Annotated in this window: 13 protein-coding genes; 6 read left to right on the top strand and 7 right to left on the bottom strand. The window is 69.1% G+C overall.

Translation table 11 applies throughout. From position 1 onward, the window contains the following. Nucleotides 1–201: 201 nt before the first annotated feature. The 6 genes from ABLE94_RS15385 to rplN form a co-directional block, all read right to left on the bottom strand. Nucleotides 202–549 (bottom strand): hypothetical protein, encoded by a 348-nt coding sequence (locus ABLE94_RS15385; protein ID WP_348809174.1) that lies wholly within the window; start codon nt 547–549, stop codon nt 202–204. After that, nucleotides 501–986, bottom strand: coding sequence for an acyl-CoA thioesterase domain-containing protein (locus ABLE94_RS15380; RefSeq protein ID WP_348809173.1), 486 nt, complete (start codon nt 984–986; stop codon nt 501–503). The genes ABLE94_RS15385 and ABLE94_RS15380 overlap by 49 nt, the downstream gene beginning before the upstream one ends. Nucleotides 987–1511: 525 nt before the next feature. Then, a complete protein-coding gene (locus ABLE94_RS15375; RefSeq protein ID WP_006370432.1) occupies nt 1512–1697 on the bottom strand; it encodes a type Z 30S ribosomal protein S14 in 186 nt (61 codons plus the stop codon). Nucleotide 1698: 1 nt separating this feature from the next. Then, nucleotides 1699–2277, bottom strand: coding sequence for a 50S ribosomal protein L5 (gene rplE, locus ABLE94_RS15370; protein WP_348805524.1), 579 nt, complete (start codon nt 2275–2277; stop codon nt 1699–1701). Nucleotides 2278–2279: 2 nt separating this feature from the next. Continuing rightward, on the bottom strand, nt 2280–2597 hold the full coding sequence (gene rplX, locus ABLE94_RS15365) for a 50S ribosomal protein L24 (protein ID WP_348805525.1): 318 nt from the start codon (nt 2595–2597) through the stop codon (nt 2280–2282). A gap of 1 nt (nt 2598) precedes the next feature. Further along, complete coding sequence (rplN, locus tag ABLE94_RS15360) at nt 2599–2967, bottom strand: 50S ribosomal protein L14 (RefSeq protein ID WP_348809172.1); 369 nt, start codon at nt 2965–2967, stop codon at nt 2599–2601. A gap of 355 nt (nt 2968–3322) precedes the next feature. Between rplN and ABLE94_RS15355 the strand changes: the two genes are divergently transcribed. The 6 genes from ABLE94_RS15355 (at nt 3323) to ABLE94_RS15330 (ending at nt 20682) form a co-directional block, all read left to right on the top strand. Then, entirely contained in the window at nt 3323–17113 is a 13791-nt protein-coding gene (locus ABLE94_RS15355; protein WP_348809171.1) for a non-ribosomal peptide synthetase, read from the top strand. Then, nucleotides 17110–17361, top strand: a complete 252-nt coding sequence (locus ABLE94_RS15350) for an MbtH family protein (protein ID WP_348809170.1) — start codon at nt 17110–17112, stop codon at nt 17359–17361. Before ABLE94_RS15355 ends, ABLE94_RS15350 begins: the two co-directional genes overlap by 4 nt. Beyond that, nucleotides 17358–18422, top strand: a complete 1065-nt coding sequence (locus tag ABLE94_RS15345; RefSeq protein ID WP_348809169.1) for an ABC transporter ATP-binding protein — start codon at nt 17358–17360, stop codon at nt 18420–18422. Before ABLE94_RS15350 ends, ABLE94_RS15345 begins: the two co-directional genes overlap by 4 nt. Beyond that, on the top strand, nt 18412–19194 hold the full coding sequence (locus ABLE94_RS15340; RefSeq protein WP_348805530.1) for an ABC transporter permease: 783 nt from the start codon (nt 18412–18414) through the stop codon (nt 19192–19194). The genes ABLE94_RS15345 and ABLE94_RS15340 overlap by 11 nt, the downstream gene beginning before the upstream one ends. Before the next feature lie 89 nt (nt 19195–19283). Continuing rightward, on the top strand, nt 19284–19826 hold the full coding sequence (gene sigK / locus ABLE94_RS15335) for an ECF RNA polymerase sigma factor SigK (RefSeq protein ID WP_348805643.1): 543 nt from the start codon (nt 19284–19286) through the stop codon (nt 19824–19826). Continuing rightward, the gene (locus tag ABLE94_RS15330; protein ID WP_348809168.1) at nt 19819–20682 is read left to right on the top strand and encodes an anti-sigma factor; all 864 of its coding nucleotides are present in this window, start codon (nt 19819–19821) and stop codon (nt 20680–20682) included. Before sigK ends, ABLE94_RS15330 begins: the two co-directional genes overlap by 8 nt. 36 nt (nt 20683–20718) lie before the next feature. On the opposite strand, the gene ABLE94_RS15325 is transcribed toward ABLE94_RS15330, so the two are convergent. Next, a complete protein-coding gene (locus tag ABLE94_RS15325; protein WP_348809188.1) occupies nt 20719–21096 on the bottom strand; it encodes a response regulator transcription factor in 378 nt (125 codons plus the stop codon). Between the last annotated feature and the right edge of the window lie 99 nt (nt 21097–21195).

The following is a 21195-nucleotide window of genomic DNA, read 5'->3' as shown; positions in this document are numbered from 1 at the left end:
CGTAGGCGACCTGATCTCTCAGAGACCGCCGAGGGCACTCATTACACTTACCGAATCGAGAGCGGAAGCGGGCTCGGCGGACTCTTCGGCAAGATGGGCCGACCCCGTGGTCCCCCGAGCCTTCCAGACGGCACTGACCGCAGGCATCGACACGCTGCCCGACCTCATCGACGATTGGGTGTCACTCGCTGAACCGGCAGTTCAGGTGAATATCGCGACGGTCTGGGTACCGGTCATGACCAACCGGCCGCCGGCGTCCCACACCTCCATCGTCTGATACGAATATCCGGCCTCGGCGACGACACTCGACGATCGCAACAGGAACCATCCGGTGGCGTCGTCAATGGTGTTGGCGCACACGTCGACCGACCACATCACCGTGCTGACCGGCGCCCAGTCCGAGAAGGCGGTCATCGCCGCGGGCGGGAGACTGTCGCCGAGGGCGATCAACGCCACCGACGGGTCCACGCCGCGGGCGTCACGGTGACGTACCCACCAGATCAGCTCGGGGACTTCGGCATTGGTGACCGGGATGGCACCGGCGGCCATCCGGCGTTCGAAGTTGGCAGCGAAGACGGCTGCAGCGTTGACGGAGCATCCAGACTCAGACAATCCTCCGGCGCCGGAACATCAGGCCGCGTGATCATGCTGTGCCGCACCGAACTCTCCCGTCCGGCAGAGAAGATCAGGGTCGATTGCGCCGCAACCGTATTCCCGCTGAGCGATTCCACCGCGACACTGGTCACCGACCGGCCCTCCCGCAGCCGCTGGGCCTGAACGGACAGCTTCTCGGTCGCCGGGGCGGTGAACGCGAACTGCGCCGCACGCAGCGGAGGAAGGGCATCCCCGTCGGTCTGCTGGGCCGCCGCAACGGCCAGCGCCGCGGTCAGGCCTCCATAGGCCGTGCGCCCCTGGGTCCATCCCTCGGGGATGGCGAACTGCGCGTTCGGATCGAACGAGGCGAGAACCTCGGCCAGCGTCGTCATCGGCACTTCCCCCTCTGTGGCGGTTACCCGAAATTCTATGACGGTCATCATAGTGACGCAAGAGCGGACGGCCACCCGACTTCCATGCGGGAATGCCCGCGTGAGGCAGGCATGAGTGCCACCCAACTCCACCGACACGGCGCGGCAGTGAACGTCGACTACGGCGGAACCGGTTGGCACGCTGCCCAACGCAGTGGCGTCTCGAGGCGCTGAGCAGACCCGCCCAGCGTTCCGCGCAACGCCGAACGTGGACGTGTGAGCGCCGGTCGGATGCCGTTGACCCGAACCGGAGTCGTGCGGATGTCGAGGCGAACTTCCTCCCCCCACTCTCCGCTCCTCCCCCAGATATTTCCCGAGAACGAAATGACAAGTGGGGGAGGAACATTCCTCCCCCACTTTCAGCAGCTCGGTGAAAGCCCACAAGACCCCGCCTCCACGTGGGAGACGGGGTCTTGTGTTCAGTTGTGAATGTGGTCTCGATACGCCGCTTTTTCGTCGCGGCTACTCGACCAGCGGGGGCTTAAGTCACCAGCTCGACTTCTGCACGCCCGGCAGCTCGCCGGCGTGTGCCATTTCGCGCAGGCACACGCGGCACAGGCCGAACTTGCGGTACACCGAGTGCGGGCGACCGCACTTGTTGCAGCGGGTGTAGGCGCGCACGGCGAACTTCGGCTTCTTGTTGGCCTTGTTGATCAGAGCCTTCTTGGCCATCTCAGTTGTCCTTCGCGTTGTTGTCCTTGAACGGGAAGCCCAGGTGGCGCAGCAGCGCGCGGCCTTCCTCGTCGTTGGTGGCCGAGGTGACGACGGTGATGTCCATGCCGCGCGGCCGGTCGATGTTGTCGATGTTGATCTCGTGGAACATCGACTGCTCGTTGAGACCGAAGGTGTAGTTGCCGTTGCCGTCGAACTGGCGGTCGCTCAGACCACGGAAGTCGCGGATACGGGGAAGTGCGATCGACACGAGACGATCGAGGAACTCCCACATGCGGTCGCCGCGCAGCGTGACGCGCGCGCCGATCGGCATGCCCTCACGCAGCTTGAACTGCGCGATGGACTTACGAGCACGACGGATCTCCGGCTTCTGGCCGGTGATCAGGGCGAGGTCGGCGACCGCGCCGTTGATCAGCTTGGCGTCGCGGGCGGCGTCACCGACACCCATGTTGACGACGACCTTGACGACGCCCGGGATCTGCATCACGTTGGCGTAGTCGAACTCGCTGTTCAGTGCGTCCTTGATCTCGGCGCGGTAGCGCTGCTTGAGCCGAGGCTGGACCTTCTCAGTTGTGGTCATGATCAGATGTCCTTCCCGGTCTTGCGCGAGATCCGGACCTTCTTGCCGGTCTCTTCGTCGACGCGGTATCCGACGCGGGTCGGGTTGCCGTCGGAGTCCACGACCATCACGTTCGACACGTGGATGGGGGCCTCCTGGGTCACGATGCCGCCCGAGGAGGCGCCACGCTCGCCGGCCGAGGCTGCGGTGTGCTTCTTGATGCGATTGACGCCCTCGACCAGAACACGCTCGTCCTTCGGGAAGGCCTGGATGACCTTGCCCTTGGCGCCCTTGTCCTTGCCCGAGATGACGATCACGGTGTCACCCTTGTGCACCTTCATGTCAGATCACCTCCGGTGCCAGCGACACGATTTTCATGAACTTCTTCTCACGCAGCTCGCGGCCGACCGGGCCGAAGATGCGGGTTCCACGGGGATCGCTCTCACCCTTGAGGATGACGGCAGCGTTCTCGTCGAAACGGATGTAGCTTCCGTCCTGGCGACGGCGCTCCTTGGTGGTGCGCACGATGACGGCCTTGACGACCTCACCCTTTTTGACGTTGCCGCCGGGGATGGCGTCCTTGACAGTGGCGACGATGACGTCACCGATGCCGGCGTAGCGCCGCGACGAACCGCCGAGCACACGGATGCACAAGATCTCCTTGGCACCGGTGTTGTCGGCGACCCGCAGGCGAGACTCCTGCTGAATCACTCGATTCTCTCCTTGACCTGGATGGTTATGTCCGCCGGATTTCCGACCCGACGCACACGGTCTGTCACCACCGGACACACGCCTGCCTGGGCTTTTCCGCTTTCGCGGGACCTCCCAGTGGGTTCGTGAGCCGATTCGCGGCACATGCGTGCTGCGGGCAACCCGTCAAGTGTAGGTGAAACCGCAGGTGGGAACCAAATCCGTGGCCGAGACGAAATTTTTCTCAAGTCTCACCCATCTGCCGCCATCCCCCGGACGAAGCACCGCGCGAGTCACACATCGGGCATGGCTGAAGCAATCGGCCGTCCCGGGATCGTCCACCAGAGACTCCCGTCCACCATCAGGAGGCTCCCCTGTGAGTATCGACGACTTGATCACCGACACGATCGAGACTGCCGAGACCATCCCGATGACCGCAGCGCAGCGCGGCATCTACTACGCACAGCAGCTCGATCCCGACGTCCCCATGTCGGTGGCCGCATACGCCGAGTTCCACGATGCGGTCGACGGCGAGGTGATGCGCCGCGCGGTCGCCGCGACGGCCGCCGAGACCGAGTCGGGCCTGCTGACCCTCGTCGACACCGAGGACGGCGAGCCGCTGGTGCGCGTCGATCGTGATCGCGTGATCCCGCTCGGGCGGCGTGACTTCTCCTCCGACCCCGATCCGCGGGCGGCGGCCCTGGCCTGGATCGACGACCATCGCTCCCGGTCGACCGATCTCATGACCGACTCGCTACTGGAGACCCATCTGCTGACGCTCGGGCCGCGGCACCACATCTGGTACTGCTGGGGCCACCACCTGGCGTTCGACGGCTACGCCGCGATGTACATGATGCTGCGCGTCGCCGCCCACTACACCGCACTGTCGGGCGATGTCCCGGTCGCTCCGGCGACCACCGCCTCGATGTCACAGGTCGCCGAGATCGATCGCACCTGGCGTGACTCCGACCGGTACGCCGCGGCCCGCGAGCACTGGGCCGCCGTCCTGCACGACCCGTCCGGCGAGCCCGCCGAGATCACCTCCCTGACCTCCCATACCGCGGCCGCGGCGCGAGTGGCCACCGTCCATCCGGCAGAGCTGACCGAGCCCCTCGTTGCTGCGATCAGGTCTGCCGGCACGGCCCACGGGGTGCGTCCCGCCTCCGTCATCAGCGCCGCGGCCGCTCTCTACCTCGCCCTGCTCAACGACCGCGATGAGGCGATGTTCTCGCTGCCGGTCGCCTGCCGTGACGCCGACATCCTGCGCACCTCGGCGGGCCTGACCTCCAATGTGGTGCCGATCCGGGTGTCATTGCACGGCGACGGCGGACCCCGTTCGGTGGCGGAGTTGATGGGCGCCACGAACACCGAGATCAAGCACGCCCTGCGGCATCAACGATTCCGCCACGAGGAGATCACCGGCGACGTCCTGGGCAACACCGGTGGCCGACGCGGGTTCTTCGGCCCGATGGTCAACGTGATGTTGTTCTTCGAGCACATCGACTTCGGTTCCTTGCGTGGCGAATTGAACGTCCTGTCGACCGGACCGGTCGAGGATGCCTCGATCAACGTCTACGACGGATTCACCGGCGGCATGCGTCTGGATCTCGAGGCCAACCCGAACCTGTACTCCGACAATGAGATCGCCACCCATCATCGCCGATTCATCGACTTCCTCGATCGTTTCGTACACACCGATCCGCAATGCCCGGTCACCGCCATCGCGCTGCCGGGTGCCGACGAACGCTCCGCGATCACCGCGGCGTCGACGGGTGAGTACGTCGAACTCGGCGATCAGACCGTGCTCGACCTCGTCGACGACGCCGCCGCGCGGTTCGCCGATCACCCGGCGCTCCTCGATGCGACGACCGGCACCACCCTGACCTACGCACAGTTCACCGAGCGCGCCGACGCCACGGCCGCAGGCCTGGCCGCCCGCGGGATCGGGCCGGAATCGGTTGTCGCGGTGGCACTTGCCCGCGGCATCGATCAGCTCATCGCGCTGCACGCCACCATCCGGGCCGGCGCGGCGTTCCTGCCGGTCAATCCCGACGAGCCCGCCGAGCGGCTCGCTCACATCCTCGACACCGCGCACCCGACCACGGTCATTGTTGCGGATTCGACGCCGCTTCCGGTCGACGGCGATCTCCCCACCACGACCCTCGAGGACCTCACCTCGATCGCACCCGCGGCGGTGACCCGGCCCCGCCCCGATCACCCGGCCTATGTCCTGTTCACCTCCGGATCCACCGGAAAGCCCAAGGGCGTCATCGTCTCTCACCGCGCACTGGTCAACCGCCTGCGCTGGACACAGCACGCCTACCCGCTGGGCACCGACGATCGGGTGCTGCAGAAGACACCGGCCACCTTCGACGTGTCGGTCTGGGAGTTCTTCTGGCCGTTGATCAGCGGCGCCACCCTGGTGCTGCCGACACCCGACGGTCATCGCGATCCGTGGTATCTGCAGCAGGTCATCGACGATGCACAGATCACCACGACGCACTTCGTTCCGTCGATGCTCGCGGCATTCGCCGAGGCCCTCGGTTCGGCCGGCAATGAGAGGACCGACGACGAGAGCCTGTCGAGCCTGCGCCGGATCATCACCAGTGGCGAAGCGCTCACCCCTGCGACCGTCGCGGCCACCGCCCGCCTGTCCGGCGCGCCGATCCACAACCTCTACGGCCCTACCGAGGCCGCCATCGACGTCACCCACCACGACTTCTGTTCACCCGACGCCGATATCATCCCCATCGGCACACCGGTGTGGAACACCACCGTCGCGGTCCTCGATCGGCGCCTGAACCCGCAACCGGCGGGGGCGATCGGCGAGCTGTACCTCGGCGGTGTGCAACTCGCCCGCGGGTACGCGGCCCGCCCGGATCTGACCGCGTCGCGGTTCGTCGCCGGCCCGGACGGCGCACGCCTGTACCGCACCGGTGATCTGGTGCGGCGCCGCGCCGACGGATCGCTGGAGTACCTCGGACGCAGCGACTCCCAGATCAAGATTCGGGGCCAGCGCGTCGAACTCGGTGAGATCGAGGCGGCGCTCGCCCGGATCGACGGGGTCACCTCGTCCGGTGCCGTGCTCCGCGACGACGTCGTCGACGGTGAACCGTCGATCGTCGGATACGTCAGTGGCAGTACCGAACTGCATGATCAGGACCTGCGGTCGATGCTGCGCGACCGGTTGCCCGACCACATGATCCCGACGGCGATCGTCGTGCTGGACACGTTACCGGTGAACGCCAACGGCAAACTCGATCGGCGCGCACTCCCCGCACCGCAGATCACCACCGACGCATTCACCGCGCAGTTCGCCCCCACCGGGCCCGCCGAGCAACTGGTCGCCGACACCGTCGCCGCCGTGCTCGGCCGTGACTCGGTGTCCATGTCGCACAACTTCTTCGATCTGGGCGGTAACTCGCTGTCGGCGACCCGCGTATCGGCACGGCTGTCCCGTACCACCGGTCACCGCATCGGCATTCGTGACATCTTCGACGCCGGCGACCTCGCTGCTATCGCCGCCCACGTCACCGAAGCCGGAGGTGCTCGCGGCCACGAGCACACCCGGGACGAGGACACGCAGACCCAGGGCCCGGTGCCGCTGTCCCCCGCCCAGCATCGCCTGTGGTTGGCGAGCAAGCTCGCCTCCGGTGCCACCGCGAGCTACCACATCCCGTTCACCGTCCGCCTCGTCGGCGATCTCGACGTGCCCGCCCTGCACGCCGCGCTGGGCGACGTGATCGCCCGGCACGAACCGTTGCACAGCACCGTCCGCGAGGAGTCCGGCACGGCCTACATCGAGGTGCTCGATCCGGCCGAGGTCGCCACACCCCTCTCGGTCGCCGACGTCGCCGAGGAGAGCTCCGACGTCGAGTTCGCCGGGCTGCCTTTCGATCTGGAGCGCGAGATCCCGATTCGGGCTCGTCTCCTGCGCATCGCCGACGGCGATCACCGGCTCACCGTGGTGGTCCACCACATCGCCGCCGACGGATGGTCACTCGGCCCACTCGCCGACGACCTGGCCACCGCCTATCGCAGCCGCTGCGCCGGGAACGCACCACACTGGACGCCCCTGCCGGTGACCTACTCGCAAATCAGTGCCGCCCGGCACGCCGCCCTGGACTCCGATGACGGTGCCGCCGACCTGCGCTTCTGGACCGATGCCCTCGACGGCGCACCGGCCGAGACCGAACTCCCCGTCGATCGGCCCCGCCCCCGCTCGGCCGCCCTGCGTGGCACGACGACGACCGCCACCCTTCCGGCGGCCACCCATGCGGCGCTGTGCCGTGTCGCCGATGAGCGCGGCGCGAGCGTGTTCATGACGATCCACGCGATCGTCGCGACCCTGCTGCGCACCGTGTCCACCCAGTCCGATCTGATCGTCGGCACCCCGGTGTCCGGTCGCGGCGATGCCGACGTGGACGGTCTGGTCGGCATGTTCGTCAACACCCTCCCGTTGCGCACCACCGTCGACAAGCACATGACCTTCGACGCGCTGCTCGCCGCGGTCCGCGAGGTGGACATCGACGCCTTCGACCACGCCGCACTGCCGTTCGACCGGATGGTGTCGGAACTGAACCCGGCCCGCACGACCGGCGTCCATCCGTTCTTCGCGGTGTCGATCGCGCTCGAGGACCCGATGGTCGGCGCCCGCGACAGCGGCGGCGCGGTCGATCTGGACTTCGCCGGCCTGTCGGCCACCGCATCGCGCGTCGACACCGGACTCGCCAAGTTCGACCTGTCGTTCACCTTCACCGAACACCGCGATCCCGCCGGCGCACCGGGCGGCCTCTCGGCCGAACTCGGTTACGCCACCGACCTTTTCGACGAGTCGACCGCACAGGCGATGCTCGCACGGTTGCGCCGCATCACCGACGCCGTGATCGACGCACCGGCCACCCCGATCGGCGACATCATGGTGCTCGATCCCACCGAACGCCTGGGACTGGTCCCGGCGGTCGGGGACGCCGCCCGCCCGGTCGAACACCTCACCACCCTGCTGGCCGACGCGGTGCGCGCCGAACCCGATCGCATCGCCGTCAGCGACTCCGACACCGCACTGACCTACCGCGAACTCGATCGCCGCGCCAATGTGTTGGCCCGGGAACTGCTGCGGCGCGGGGCCGGACCGGAACGCTTTGTGGCGGTGGCACTGTCGCGCGGCGTCAACTGGATCACCGCGGTGTGGGCAGTCGCCCGCACCGGCGCGGCCTGGGTGCCCGTCGACCCCTCGTATCCCGCGGCGCGCATCTCCTTCATGCTCGGCGACTCCGATGCGATCCTGCTCGTCACCGATGCGGCCGCGCGGTCTGCCGTCGCCGAGGCGGCCGGGACCCGGCCGATCCTCACCGTCGACGACACGCGCGAGACCGCGGCATCCGCGACCGGTCCGGTGGGCGATCACGAACTCACCGCGCCACTGTCGGTGGATCAGCCCGCCTACCTGATCTACACCTCCGGAACCACCGGCACACCCAAGGGTGTCGTGGTCAACCACCGTGGGCTCGCCGACTTTGCCGCACACCAGGTTTCCCACTTCGGACTCAGTCCGCAGGCGCGGACCCTGCACCTGGCCTCCCCGAGCTTCGACGCCTCCGTCCTGGAGATGGTGATGGCCATCTCGGCGGCCGCCACCATGCACATCGCACCCCCCGGCACCGTCGGTGGGCGTGAGCTCGCCGAGCTGATGAACGAGCGCGGCATCACCCACGCCTTCCTCACCCCCTCACTGCTCACCACCATGTCCCCCGACGACGTCCCGGGTCTGCGTGCCCTGGTGATCGGCGGCGAACATCCCAACCCTGAAGCGGTGCAGGACTGGTCGCGCGGACCGGCACTGTTCAACGCCTACGGCCCCACCGAGACCACGGTGGTCGCCACCGTCTCGTCGGAGATCCTGCCCAACAGTCCGCTCACCATCGGCCGGCCGATCCGCGGTATCGAGGCCATGGTCCTCGACGAACGGCTGTGCCCCGTCGCGCCGGGCACCGTCGGTGAGCTCTACATCGCCGGCGATCACCTCGCACGTGGCTATCACGGCATCCGGCCCCTCACCTCGAAGCGGTTCATCGCCAACCCGTATGGGTCCCCCGGTGACCGGATGTATCGCACCGGCGACCTCGTGCGCTGGACCGGCGACCACGAACTCGAGTTCCGGGGTCGCGCCGATTCGCAGGCCAAGGTCCGCGGACATCGCATCGAACTCGGCGAGATCGACGCCGCGCTGAGCGCCGACCCCGCGGTCACCGCGGCCGTGACCGTGGTCGACGGGGAGAACGAACACGCCCGTCTCACCTCCCACGTGACCCTCGCCGGCGACGTCACCGACACCTCGGCAACCCTGCGGACGCTGCGCACACAGCTGTCCGACCGGCTCCCGTCGCATATGGTTCCCGCCAACATCGTTGCGGTGAGCCGGATCCCGACGACACCGATGGGTAAAATCGACCGCCGCGCACTCACCGATCCGGCGGCGATCGAGCACCTCACGCTGGGCACCGCCGGCGTCGATGCCACCAGCCAACCGCCGGCCACCGACACCGAACGTGCCGTCGCCGACCTGATCGCCGATCGACTGGGTCTCGACCCGGCCACCGTCGGCCGGGACTCCGACTTCTTCGACCTCGGCGGCAACTCGTTGCTCGCCACCCAGATCGTGGGCACCCTCGAACACCTCGGGGGACGGCGCATCGACGTCCGCGACGTCTTCGACCATCCCACCGTCACCGGGCTCGCCCGCCTGGCCGGTGACGATGGCAGCACCATCGACAGCAGCACCACCGGCAGCACCACCGACGCGGCCATCGACACCGACGACGTTCCGCTGACCATCCCGGTCGGACTCGACACCCCGGTCGTCCCGGGTCCCGCACAGCAGCAACTGTGGTTCCTCAACCGGCTGGCCGCCGACGCCCCCGACTCCTCGGACAACCCGGCGTCGTACTCGATCGCATTCGCACTCGATCTCGTCGGCCCGCTGGATGTGGCCTCGCTCGAGGGTGCGGTGCGCTGGGCGGTGGATCGTCACGAACCACTGCGCACCATCTACCCCGAGAACGACGGACGACCCGAGATGGTCGTGGTGTCGGTGGACGAGGCGGCACCTGCGCTGACGCCGGAACCCGTGGAGGCACCCCGCTGGCACCACGAGGCCACCGAACTGGCGCGCCGGCCGTTCGATCTGACCCGCCAGAGCCCGTTCCGCGCTGCACTGCACCGGATCTCGGGAGATCCCGACCATCACAAACTCACCGTCGTGGTGCATCACATCGCCGCCGACGGTTGGTCCATGGCGCCCCTCGCGAAGGACATCGCGAGCGCCTACGGGCGGCTGCGCGACGGTCGATCACCGTCGCCCGCGCCCCTGCCGGTCAGCTACCGCGACCATCTGCGGTGGCAGGCCGAGCGTCTCGGCGTCGATGCGGGCGTGGCACTCTCCGCGCACCGCATCGACGACCGGGACACCCGACTGGCCCAACTCACCGACTGGTGGCGCGACACCCTTGCCGACCTCGACCACACCCCGACTCTCCGTCCCGACGTGACCCGGTCCGATGCCGCCGAGGCGAACGGCACCGACTTCGCCGGTGCCGTGGTCCGCGTGCCGTTCGACCGCACCCTGCGAAGCCGCCTGCAGCGACTGGGCGACGGTCACATCACGGAATTCACGGTGCTGCACGCACTTCTGGCCGCCACCCTGCACCGGCACGACTCCCACGCCGCCGTCCACCTCGACGGTGCGACCTCCGACATCGTCATCGGCACCCCGGTCTCCGGACGCAACGATCCGCGACTGGCCGCGACGGTCGGCATGTTCGTCAACTCCGTGGTGCTGCGCACCCCGGTGGACGGCCGGTCCGGATTCCGGGAACTGCTCAACGACGTCCGCACCCGCGACCTCGCGGCACTCGCCCACTCCGACATGCCCTTCGAACACCTGGTGGGGTTGCTCAATCCGCCCCGCACCGCACGTCACCCACTGTTTTCCATCGCGTTGGCCGCCGATGCCACCGCATCCGACGGGGTCGCCGCACTGCCGGTGCCCACCCTCGATGGCATCACGGTGACCCCGGAGGCCCTCGACACCGGTGCGGCGCGGTTCGACCTGGAGATCCGGGCCCGCGGCGACGAACTCGAGATCACCTACGCGACCGCCGTCTTCGGCGCCGACCGGGTGCGGGCGTTCGCCGACGACCTGGTGACGATGGCACGGGCGAGCGTCGACGACGCCGATCGGGCCATCAACGAAGTCGACCTGGTCACTCACGACGACACCGTCCGTGACGACAGGACGACCGACGCGACCACCGCACGCCATCTCGCCGATCTGCTCGACGAGACCGCCGCCGCCCACCCCGATCAGGTCGCGGTGATCGACGGGGAACGCGCACTCACTTACCGGGAGTTGGCATCTCGCGCCCAGATCTGGGCGGGTCACCTGTCCCACCTCGGTATCGGCGAGGAGGACGTGGTCGCGGTGGCCCTGCCTCGTTCCCTCGACTCGGTACTGGCCACCTGGGCCATCACCCTCGCCGGTGCCGTCGTCCTGCCCATCGACGTCCGCCATCCGGCGGACCGGATCGCGCACATGCTCGCCGACTCCGGCGCGCTGGCCGGCATCACCGCCGGTGATCGCATCCCGGCCCTCCCGCACCTCGTGTGGTGGGTCGACACCGACGCACTGAACTCGTGGCCGGTCGACTCCATCACCGTGCCACCTCGCGACCGACGCCACCCGGACTCGCTGGCGTATGTCATCTACACCTCCGGATCCACCGGAGAACCCAAGGGCGTCAGTGTGTCCCACGCCGGTATCGCCGCCTTTGCCGATGCGCAGCGCCGGCGTCACGGCGTGCACCCGGGGCATCGCACCCTGCACTTCGCCTCCCCGGCCTTCGACGCCTCGATGCTGGAGTTCCTGCTCGCGTTCACGGCGGGCGCGACGATGGTGATCACCCCCTCCGACATCGTGGGTGGGGACGAACTCATCGAGTTCATCGCGGCCACCGAGGTCACCCACGCCTTCGTCACCCCCGCCGCCCTGGCCACCGCCGAGTACCGGGAGTTGCCGGCGCTGGAGGCGCTCGCGGTCGGCGGCGAAACCGTTCCGGCCGAACTGGTGTCGCGGTGGTCGGCCGATCACCGGTTGCTCAACTGCTACGGCCCGACGGAGACCACCATCGTCGCCACCATGTCGCAGCCGCTGTTGGTCGACGACGAGATCACCATCGGCGCACCGATTCCCGGATGTCGTGCGCTCGTGCTCGACCACCGTCTGCGCCCGGTACCCGATCACGTGCCCGGCGAGTTGTATCTCGCCTCGCCCGGCGTCGCCCGCGGCTATCTGTCTCGGCCCGCTCTGACCGCTTCTCGTTTCGTCGCGGCCCCCGGTGCGGTCGGTGGCGTCATGTACCGGACCGGTGACGTGGTACACCGCCGAGCGGACGGCGCGCTGATCTTCCACGGGCGCGGCGACAATCAGGTCAAGGTGCGGGGTTTCCGCATCGAACTCGACGAGGTGTCCGCCGCGCTCGGCGCCCACCCGGAGGTCGACTTCGCCGCCGCCGCCGTCTCCGGCACCGGAGCGCAGGCCACCGTCGTCGGCTACGTCCGGCTACGCGGCGAGAATGCGCCCACCGCCGAACAACTCCGCGGATTCGTGAGTCGTCGGCTGCCCACGCCGATGGTGCCGTCGGCGGTCATCATGCTCGACGACGTCCCACTGACACCGAACGGGAAACTCGACCGCGCGGCGCTTCCCACCGCGGCGCAGGCCGGCGTCGAGGAGGCCGGCACCGCGGAAGCCACTGCGCGACCGCCGCGGGCCCGCACGGCCACCGAACTGGTGGCCACCATCCTGGCCGGGGTTCTGGACCTCACAGCGTCGAGCGTCACCGACGATGCCGACTTCTTCGACCTCGGTGGCACATCGCTGCAGGCGACCACCGTGATCAGCCGCCTCAACCGGGCGCACAGCGGAACCCCGCTGCGCGTGCGTGACCTCTTCGACCATCCGACGGTGGCCGACCTGGCCGCTCTCGTCGGCCCGGTGGCGGGTTCCTCCGAGGCCATCGACGGCACGGTGGTCACCGGGTCCGAGAATCCGCAGGTGACCACCGCTCCACGGCCGCAACAGGTTCCGGCGGCACCCGTGCAACGCGGCTTGTGGACACTGGCCCGCTCCCAGCCCGAATCGGCGGAGTATCTGATCCCGCTGGCCATCCGCCTCGACGGCGATCTCGATGTGGCGATCCTGCGCGGTTGCCTCGTCGACCTCGTCACCCGGCATGTCACCTTGCGGACCGTGTTCCCCGCGGTGGCCGGCCGGCCGATCGGTGTGGTCCTCGACGACGCCGCGCAGGTGATCGGCGATCTGCGACCCGAGTACGTCGACGACCTGGCGGCCGCAACGCTCGAACGGGCCACCACGCCACTGGATCCCACCGCGACCGCGCCGATCCGGGCACACCTGCTCACCACCCGCGGCACCGATACCGACGACCCCGCCGAACAGGTGCTGCTGCTGGTGATGCATCACATCGCCGTCGACGGTGCGTCACTGCCGATCATCGCCGCCGACCTGGCACAGGCCTACACCGAACGCCTGGCCGGACGCACCGAGCCGTGGCCGCAGGCCGCGTCGGACTACCGCGACTACGCCCTGCGCGCCGCCACCGTCGCCGACACCGAGGTGTCGTATTGGACCGCGCGACTGGCGGATTCGCCTCCCGAGACCACGGTGACCCCGAGCCTCGGCGACGCCGGCCCCGACGAGATCACCGGCAATTCCGGTGACGTCCGCATCGCGATCGACGACGTGCTGCGCGGCAACATCCTCGACTGGGCACGGCACCACGACACGACACCGTTCACCGTGCTGCACACGGCACTGGCGATCCTGCTGCATCGACTCAGCGCCGGCGACGACCTCGTGATCGGTACGCCGGCCGCCAACCGCGCCGGACCGGCCGACGGCGGGACACCGCTCGACTGTGAACCGATGGTCGGCATGTTCGTCAACACCCTCGCGCTGCGCACCGAACTCGGCGCGGCCGAGACCGTCACCGATGTCCTCGCGCGGACCCGCGACGACGACCTCGACGCGCTCGATCACAGCGGCGCACCCTTCGGTGATGTGGTCGATGCCCTCAACCCGCAACGCACCCCCGGCCGTCATCCCCTGTTCCAGGTGGCATTGTCGGTCCACGACTTCGGCGAGGGACTCACCGGGGCACGGATTCCGTTGTCGGAGAACCTGACCGCGTCGGTGATGGATGCCGGTGTGGCGGCGGCGAAGTTCGACCTGCAGTTCACCGCGACCGGACTGCGTCGGGCCCGCACCGAGGACCCCGAACACGCGCCGGCGTCACTGGGGGTCACCTTCGACCCGTCCCGATACCGGGCCGCCGACGCCGAGACCCTCGCGATCCGCCTGCTGCGCGTCGTCCGGGCGATGATCACCGACCCGGATCGCCCGGTCGGCGACATCCGGATCACCGATCCGCTCGAGGTCGCCGAGGTCAGCCCGCAGCGCGGGCCGGACGCCCAGTCCCCGATGACCCTCGGGGAGTTGTTCGACGACGCCGTGAGCCGCAATCCCGAAGGCCTCGCCGCGCTCGCCGAAACCCCGGACGGAGACCCCGATTTCATCACCTACGCCACCCTCGACGCCCGGGCCAACCGGCTCGCGCGGGTGCTGCTCGGCCGGGGCATCGGGGATCGGGACACCGGTCACGAGAACACCGGTCATCAGGACGCCGAATCGGTGGTCGCGATGGCGATCCCCCGCTCCATCGATGCACTGGTGGCCATCTGGGCGATCGTGCGGTCCGGGGCGGCCTATGTGCCGATCGATCCCACCTATCCGGCCGATCGGATCGCGCACATGCTCGCCGATTCCGGCGCGCAACTGGTCGTGACGACCACCGCGGTCGCCGATCGACTCGACACCGCGGTGCCCACGGTGATCCTCGACGCACCCTCGACACGCTCGCGGCTCGGCCACTCCTCACCGCGTGCGATCAGCGACACCGAACGAATCCCGGTGCGCCGCAACGACGCCCTCGCCTACGTCATCTACACCTCCGGCTCCACCGGACGCCCCAAGGGTGTGCTGGTACCGCACTCGGGCCTGCGTGCCGTGCACGACGAGCTGCGCACACAGATGAGTCCCGACAGCAGTTCCCGCGTCCTGCATTTCGCGTCGCCGAGCTTCGATGCGTCGGTGCTGGAGTTCCTGCTGGCCGCCGCCGGGGCGTCGGCGCTGGCGATCGTGCCGCCCGATGTCTTCGGTGGGACGGCGCTGTCCGACTTCATCTCCCGCCATCGGGTCACCCACGCGTTCATCACCCCCGCGGCGGTCGCGAGTATGGATCCCGCCGAGGTACCGAGGCTGACGCAGTTGGCGATCGGCGGCGAGGCCTACGGAACGGAACTTGTCCGGCAGTGGGCGCCGGGACGCACACTGCGCAACGTCTACGGTCCCACCGAGACCACGATCATCACCACCGGCAGCCAACCCCTGGACGCCACCACCGATCTGACCATCGGCACACCCAACAACGGTGTGGGGGCGTTGGTGCTGGACGCGCGGTTGCATCCGGTCCCGGCGGGCGTCACCGGTGAGCTCTACCTCCTCGGCGATCAGGTGACGCGCGGCTATCACCGTCGGCCCGGCCTGACCTCCGGCCGATTCGTCGCCGCACCGATGGTCACCGGGCCGCAGAGCGCGGGCGCCCGGATGTATCGCACCGGCGATCTGGTGCGACGTGACGACACCGGACGCCTCCGGTACGTCGCACGCGCCGACAACCAGGTCCAGGTGCGCGGTTTCCGTATCGAGCTCGGCGAGATCGACGACGCCCTCAGCGAATGCACCGCAGTCGATTTCGCGGTGACGACGGTGCGCGACGACGATCACGGCACCTCCCTCGTGGCCTATGTGAAGGCGGCGCCGAACGCGACGATCGACACCGAGCGCCTCGCCCGGCACCTCGCTCGCCGCCTTCCGCGGCACATGATCCCGGCCGCCATCACCGTCCTCGACGAGATCCCGCTGACCCCGGTGGGCAAACTCGATCGGTCCGCGCTGCCCGACCCCAGTCGTGGCGCGCGCTCCGGCCGGGCCCCGCGGGCGGGCACCGAGGCCCTGATCGCCGCGGTCTTCACCGAGGTACTGGGCCTGAGCTCCGAGGAGGTGCACGCCGACGACGGCTTCTTCGACCTCGGCGGAAACTCGTTGTCGGCCACCGAGGTCGCCGCGACGCTGTCCACCCGGACCGGCTCGGACCTACGCGTCAACGACCTGTTCGCCAATCCGACCCCGGCCGCACTCGCCGCCGTGATCGACGACGGCGCCGGCACCGACCCGGCGGCCCACCAGGCCGGCGCGCTGGCCACGGTGCTCGGGCTGCGGCGCACACCGCACCCCACCGGCGCGGCCCCGCTGTTCGTCGTGCACCCGGCGATCGGGCTGTCCTGGAGCTTCGGTTCGCTGCTTCCCCACGTGCCCACCGACCGCGAGGTCTACGGTCTGCAGCATCCCGGCCTGTCGGGCGCTCCGGCACCACAGGCACTGGACGAGCTGGCCGCCCACTACGTCGAGCAGATCCGGCGCATCCAGCCCCACGGCCCCTATCACCTGCTGGGGTGGTCGCTCGGCGGCCTGATCGCGCAGGAGATGGCGGTGGCACTGACCGACGCCGGAGAATCGTTGGGTCAGTTGATGATCCTCGACTCGTTCATCGTCGCCGAGCGCCCCGACCTGGACACCACCCCCGACATCGGTGCGCTGATGGCCGAGTTCGGGATCACCGTTCCCGGCGAACACACCGACCCGACGCCGCGGCAGGCGTGGGAAACCCTGAGGGGCGCGGGTGGCCCGTTGGCCTCGCTGGACTTCGACGAGTTCAGCCGGGTGCACGAGACGTTCGTGTCGGCGTCCCGGCTCGCCGAGGACTGGCATCCCCGTCCGTATGACGGCGACGCGGTGTTCGTGACCGCGACGCGCGACGTACCACCCGGGCCGTCGGCGCTGCACGGCTGGCGCGACACCCTGCGGGGGCCGGTCACCGAGATCTCTCTGGACTGCACCCACGCACGAATGTTGCTCGGCGAGAACGTCACCGGGTTCACCCCGGCGATCCGCGAGAAAGGACGATCATGACCAATCCCTTCGATGACACCAGCGGCACCTTCGCGGTGCTGGTCAATCACGAGAACCAGCATTCGCTCTGGCCGGACTTCGCGCCCGTACCCCGCGGCTGGCGGCAGGTGTTCGGGCCCGCAGGCCACGACGAATGCCTGGACTATGTCGAACACAACTGGCGCGACATGCGCCCGGCAAGCCTGATCGCCGCCATGGAGGCGGCCGAGACCCGACGAAAGGACCCCACGTGGGACGCCACCGAATGACCGCATCCGAAGCCGCGACCACGGCCGCAGCTGCGGCCGCCGACTCGACTACCGATGCCCTCGAACTACGGGGTGTGACAAAGACATTCGGCTCCGGATCGTTCGGTTCCCGGCAGTCGGTGCGCGCACTGGACGGACTCGATCTGCAGGTCGGGTCCGGGACCGTACACGCCCTGCTCGGACCCAACGGGGCGGGCAAGACCACGACGGTGCGCGCCGTGGCGACGTTGATGCGTCCCGACGAGGGCAGCGTCACGGTGTGTGGGATCGACGCGCTCGCCGACCCCGACGCCGTGCGCGCCGTGATCGGGGTGTCCGGCCAGTACGCCGCCGTCGACCCCACCCTGACCGGCTTCGAGAATCTCCGGCTGGTGGCGCAACTCTATGGTCATCCGCGCCGGGAGGCGCGTGACCGCGCCCGGGCCATGATCGAGCAACTGGACCTGACGGCCGCCGCCGACCGCCCGATGCGCACCTACTCCGGCGGCATGCGCCGGCGCCTCGATCTGGCCGGCGCACTGATCAACGACCCGCAACTGATCATCCTCGACGAACCGACCACCGGCCTCGATCCTCGCGGCCGGCGCCAGATCTGGGAGGTGATCGCCGAGCAGGTGGCCACCGGCACCACGGTGCTGCTGACCACCCAGTACCTCGAGGAGGCCGACGAACTCGCCGACGAGATCACCGTGATCGACCACGGCCGGATCTGCGCGCAGGGTTCGGCCGCCGAACTCAAGGAGACCGCGGCGAGTGCGATCCTCACCGTCGAGGTGGCGCCGCGGCACGTGCGCGGCGCGGCCGGCGCCACCGAGATCGACGGCACCACCGAGATCATCGCGACCACCCTGGCCGAGATCGGCCTGGGTATGCCCGAACGCGTCGACGAGACACACTGGTCGGTTCCGGTGGCCGACGGCACCCGCAGCGCCGTGTCCGCGGTGCAGGTGTGCAACGAGATCGGCGTCGAAATCGTCGACGCCGTCGTCGCCACCCCGACCCTCGACGACGTGTTCCTCCGACTGACCGCCGATCGAAGGGAGCTCAGCAATGTTCGCTGACACCGCAGTCCTGGTGGAGCGAAACCTGCTCACCGTCAAACGAATCCCCACTCTGCTGCTCAGTGCCACCGTGCAGCCGCTGATGTTCGTGGTGCTGTTCGCCTACGTCTTCGGTGCCACCCTCGGCGGTGCGCCCTACCGCGAATTCCTGATGGCCGGGATCTTCGCCCAGACCGTGGTGTTCAATGCCGCGTTCACCACCGTCGGCCTCGCCGGTGACATGTCCGCGGGCATCGTCGACCGGCTGCGCTCGCTGCCCATGTCGCGGATCGGGGTCATCGCCGCTCGGGTGGGATCGGACATGCTGCTCGGAGCGCTCGGCGTCGCCGTGATGGTCGCGAGCGGACTGGCCATCGGCTGGCGGATCCGCGGCAGCGTCGGCGACGCGGTGATCGCGTTCGCGGTGATCGCGCTGTTCGCGTTGGCGATGGCCTGGGTGGGTGCGGTCAGCGGCCTGGCGGCGCCCAATGTGGAAGTGGCACAGAGCATCGGATTCCTGTGGATGTTCCCGGTGACCTTCCTCTCGAGCGCCTTCATCTCCGCGCAGAGCCTGCCCGGCCCGCTGCGGACGATCGCCGAGTGGAATCCGGTGACCGCGGTGGCCACGATGGCCCGCGACAAGTTCGGCAACACCGCACCACCGGACTTCCCGCCGCCCACCGGCTGGGTGGCCGATCACGCGATGGCGTATTCGATCGGTGCGAGCGTGGTGATCCTCGCGATCTGTGTGCCGGTGTCGCTGCTGCTGTATCGACGATCGACGAGTCGGTGACGCCCGCCCGATCGGTTTCGGGGGCGCCGCCGCCTCGACGTGGTTACGGTGGACCGGTGACCCCGGGTACCGATGACGCCGAACTGTCGATGCGGGATCTGCTCGCCGCGACGGCCTCCGGGGATCGGGAAGCCTTCACCCACCTCTATGACCTGACCAATCCGCGGATCTACGGGCTGGTGTTGCGGGTGATCCGCGACGCCAACTACGCCGAGGAGGTGGTGCAGGAGGCGTATCTGCAGTACTGGCAGCAGGCCCCCACCTACCGGCCCGACCGCGGGTCGGTGATCACCTGGATGATGACGATCGCGCACCGCCGGGCCATCGATCGGGTCCGCTCCGAGGAGTTGCAACGCCGACGGAGTACCGAGGCGGGTGTGGCGCAGGCGACGGTGTCCGAGCCCCTGCCACTCGAGGTCGTCGTCGACCGCGAGGAAACCCGCACGCTGCGCACCTGCCTCGACGATCTGACCGCCCTGCAGCGCTCCAGCATCGAGATGTCGTATTTCAACGGGATGACCTATCCCGAGGTGGCGAGAGAGACCGACACCCCGTTGCCCACCATCAAATCGCGGATCCGTGACGGACTGCGACGACTGCGCGATTGCGTACGAGGACATGGTCATGGCTGACACCGACTGGCTCGACGATCACGTCGAACTCTTCGCCATCTCGGCGTTGCGTCCCGACGAGAACGCACGATTCGACACCGAATACGCCGGCCTGACACCGCTCGAGCGCACCATCTACGACGGCCGGATCACCGAAATCCACACCACCATGGCCGATTTCGCGAGCAGCTACGCCCTCGCCGCACCACTGGAGCTGCGTGCGGCGGTGCTGGCCCACGTCTTCGATGCCGACACCGCCGCCGATTCCGACACCGAGTCCGCCACCACCGATTCGGCGGCCCCCGGCACTCCCGGGTCGGCGCCGGAACGCCCGGCCTCGACCGGGGCCACCGACACCGAGACGACCGGGATCGCGGAGGTGACCGACCTCGACGCGCGTCGCGCCCGGCGGCGCCGGATCGCGATGACCCTGTCCGCGGCGGCCGTCGCCGTCGTCGTCGCCCTGGGCGCGGGGGTGCTGATCGGGCGGCAACTCGCGCCGTCACCGGCACCGGAGGTGAGCGCCGATCAGGACGTTCTGGACGTGCTGCAGGCACCCGACGCGACGCTGACCGTCACCCGGCTCTCCGGTGACAACGGATCGATGTCGGTGGTGGCCTCGCGTAGCCGTAACCAGGCGGTGGCCGTCCTGCGGGACCGGAGCACGCCGCTGCCCGACGACCGGACCTATCAGCTGTGGCTGGTCGGCGGGCAGAACGCGGCGCCGGTGTCGGCCGGGCTGGTGCCGGGTACGGGTTCGGCGGCTCCCGCGCTCATCGACCGGATCGACACCGCCGACGTGGTGGCGGTGACGATCGAACCGCGCGGCGGGTCCGCGGCGCCGAGCCCACCGATCCTGGCTCAGGTGCAGCTCTGAGGTCGGCGGTCGCGACCGGTCGCGACCGCCTCGCACTCACCAGTCCTCGAGCCGGGTGATCCCGTCCTGAAGTGCGCGGGCCAGCAGATGCGTCTTGGTCGGCGCGGGGCGTCCCACGCCGGAGTACTTCGCGCGGATGCGGGCCAGGTGCGTGCTGACCGTCGAGGCGGCGATGAACAGATGTTCGGCCGCTTCCTCTTTGGACTCGGCCCGCAGCCAGGCCAGCAGCACCTCGACCTCGCGGGGCGACAGGGACGGCCGACGCACCGACGGGGTCTCGACGACCGGGGTGGCGGGCGCCGGACGCATCGGAGCGCCCGGACCGACCGGCCGGGGATGCGTGGGCCGGTAGTCGGCGATGCGCGTCACCGGTGCGGGCGGGCGGTGTCCGGGTCGGACCTGTCCCGGCGTCATCCGTCCTGGCGGAACCGGTGCGGGCTGACCCGCTGCGGGGTGGCTCGGTCCGAATCGGCCGGGGACCTGCCGCGCCGGTGCGGGCTGCGCGCTCGCGGT

The organism is Gordonia sp. VNK1 (assembly GCF_040049135.1).
Lineage (GTDB): Bacteria > Actinomycetota > Actinomycetes > Mycobacteriales > Mycobacteriaceae > Gordonia > Gordonia oleivorans.
The sequence above is the reverse complement of the archived record's forward strand: the minus strand, read 5'-3'. Positions and strand labels throughout refer to the sequence as shown.

Bases quoted from the DNA above. Each gene is read 5' to 3' on its own strand.
- ABLE94_RS15385 (WP_348809174.1), bottom strand. From the start codon at position 549: ATGGCCGCCGGTGCCATCCCGGTCACCAATGCCGAAGTCCCCGAGCTG.
- ABLE94_RS15380 (WP_348809173.1), bottom strand. From the start codon at position 986: ATGACGACGCTGGCCGAGGTTCTCGCCTCGTTCGATCCGAACGCGCAG.
- ABLE94_RS15375 (WP_006370432.1), bottom strand. From the start codon at position 1,697: ATGGCCAAGAAGGCTCTGATCAACAAGGCCAACAAGAAGCCGAAGTTC.
- rplE (WP_348805524.1), bottom strand. From the start codon at position 2,277: ATGACCACAACTGAGAAGGTCCAGCCTCGGCTCAAGCAGCGCTACCGC.
- rplX (WP_348805525.1), bottom strand. From the start codon at position 2,597: ATGAAGGTGCACAAGGGTGACACCGTGATCGTCATCTCGGGCAAGGAC.
- ABLE94_RS15350 (WP_348809170.1), top strand. From the start codon at position 17,110: ATGACCAATCCCTTCGATGACACCAGCGGCACCTTCGCGGTGCTGGTC.
- ABLE94_RS15345 (WP_348809169.1), top strand. From the start codon at position 17,358: ATGACCGCATCCGAAGCCGCGACCACGGCCGCAGCTGCGGCCGCCGAC.
- ABLE94_RS15340 (WP_348805530.1), top strand. From the start codon at position 18,412: ATGTTCGCTGACACCGCAGTCCTGGTGGAGCGAAACCTGCTCACCGTC.
- sigK (WP_348805643.1), top strand. From the start codon at position 19,284: ATGCGGGATCTGCTCGCCGCGACGGCCTCCGGGGATCGGGAAGCCTTC.
- ABLE94_RS15330 (WP_348809168.1), top strand. From the start codon at position 19,819: ATGGCTGACACCGACTGGCTCGACGATCACGTCGAACTCTTCGCCATC.
- ABLE94_RS15325 (WP_348809188.1), bottom strand. From the start codon at position 21,096: ATGACGCCGGGACAGGTCCGACCCGGACACCGCCCGCCCGCACCGGTG.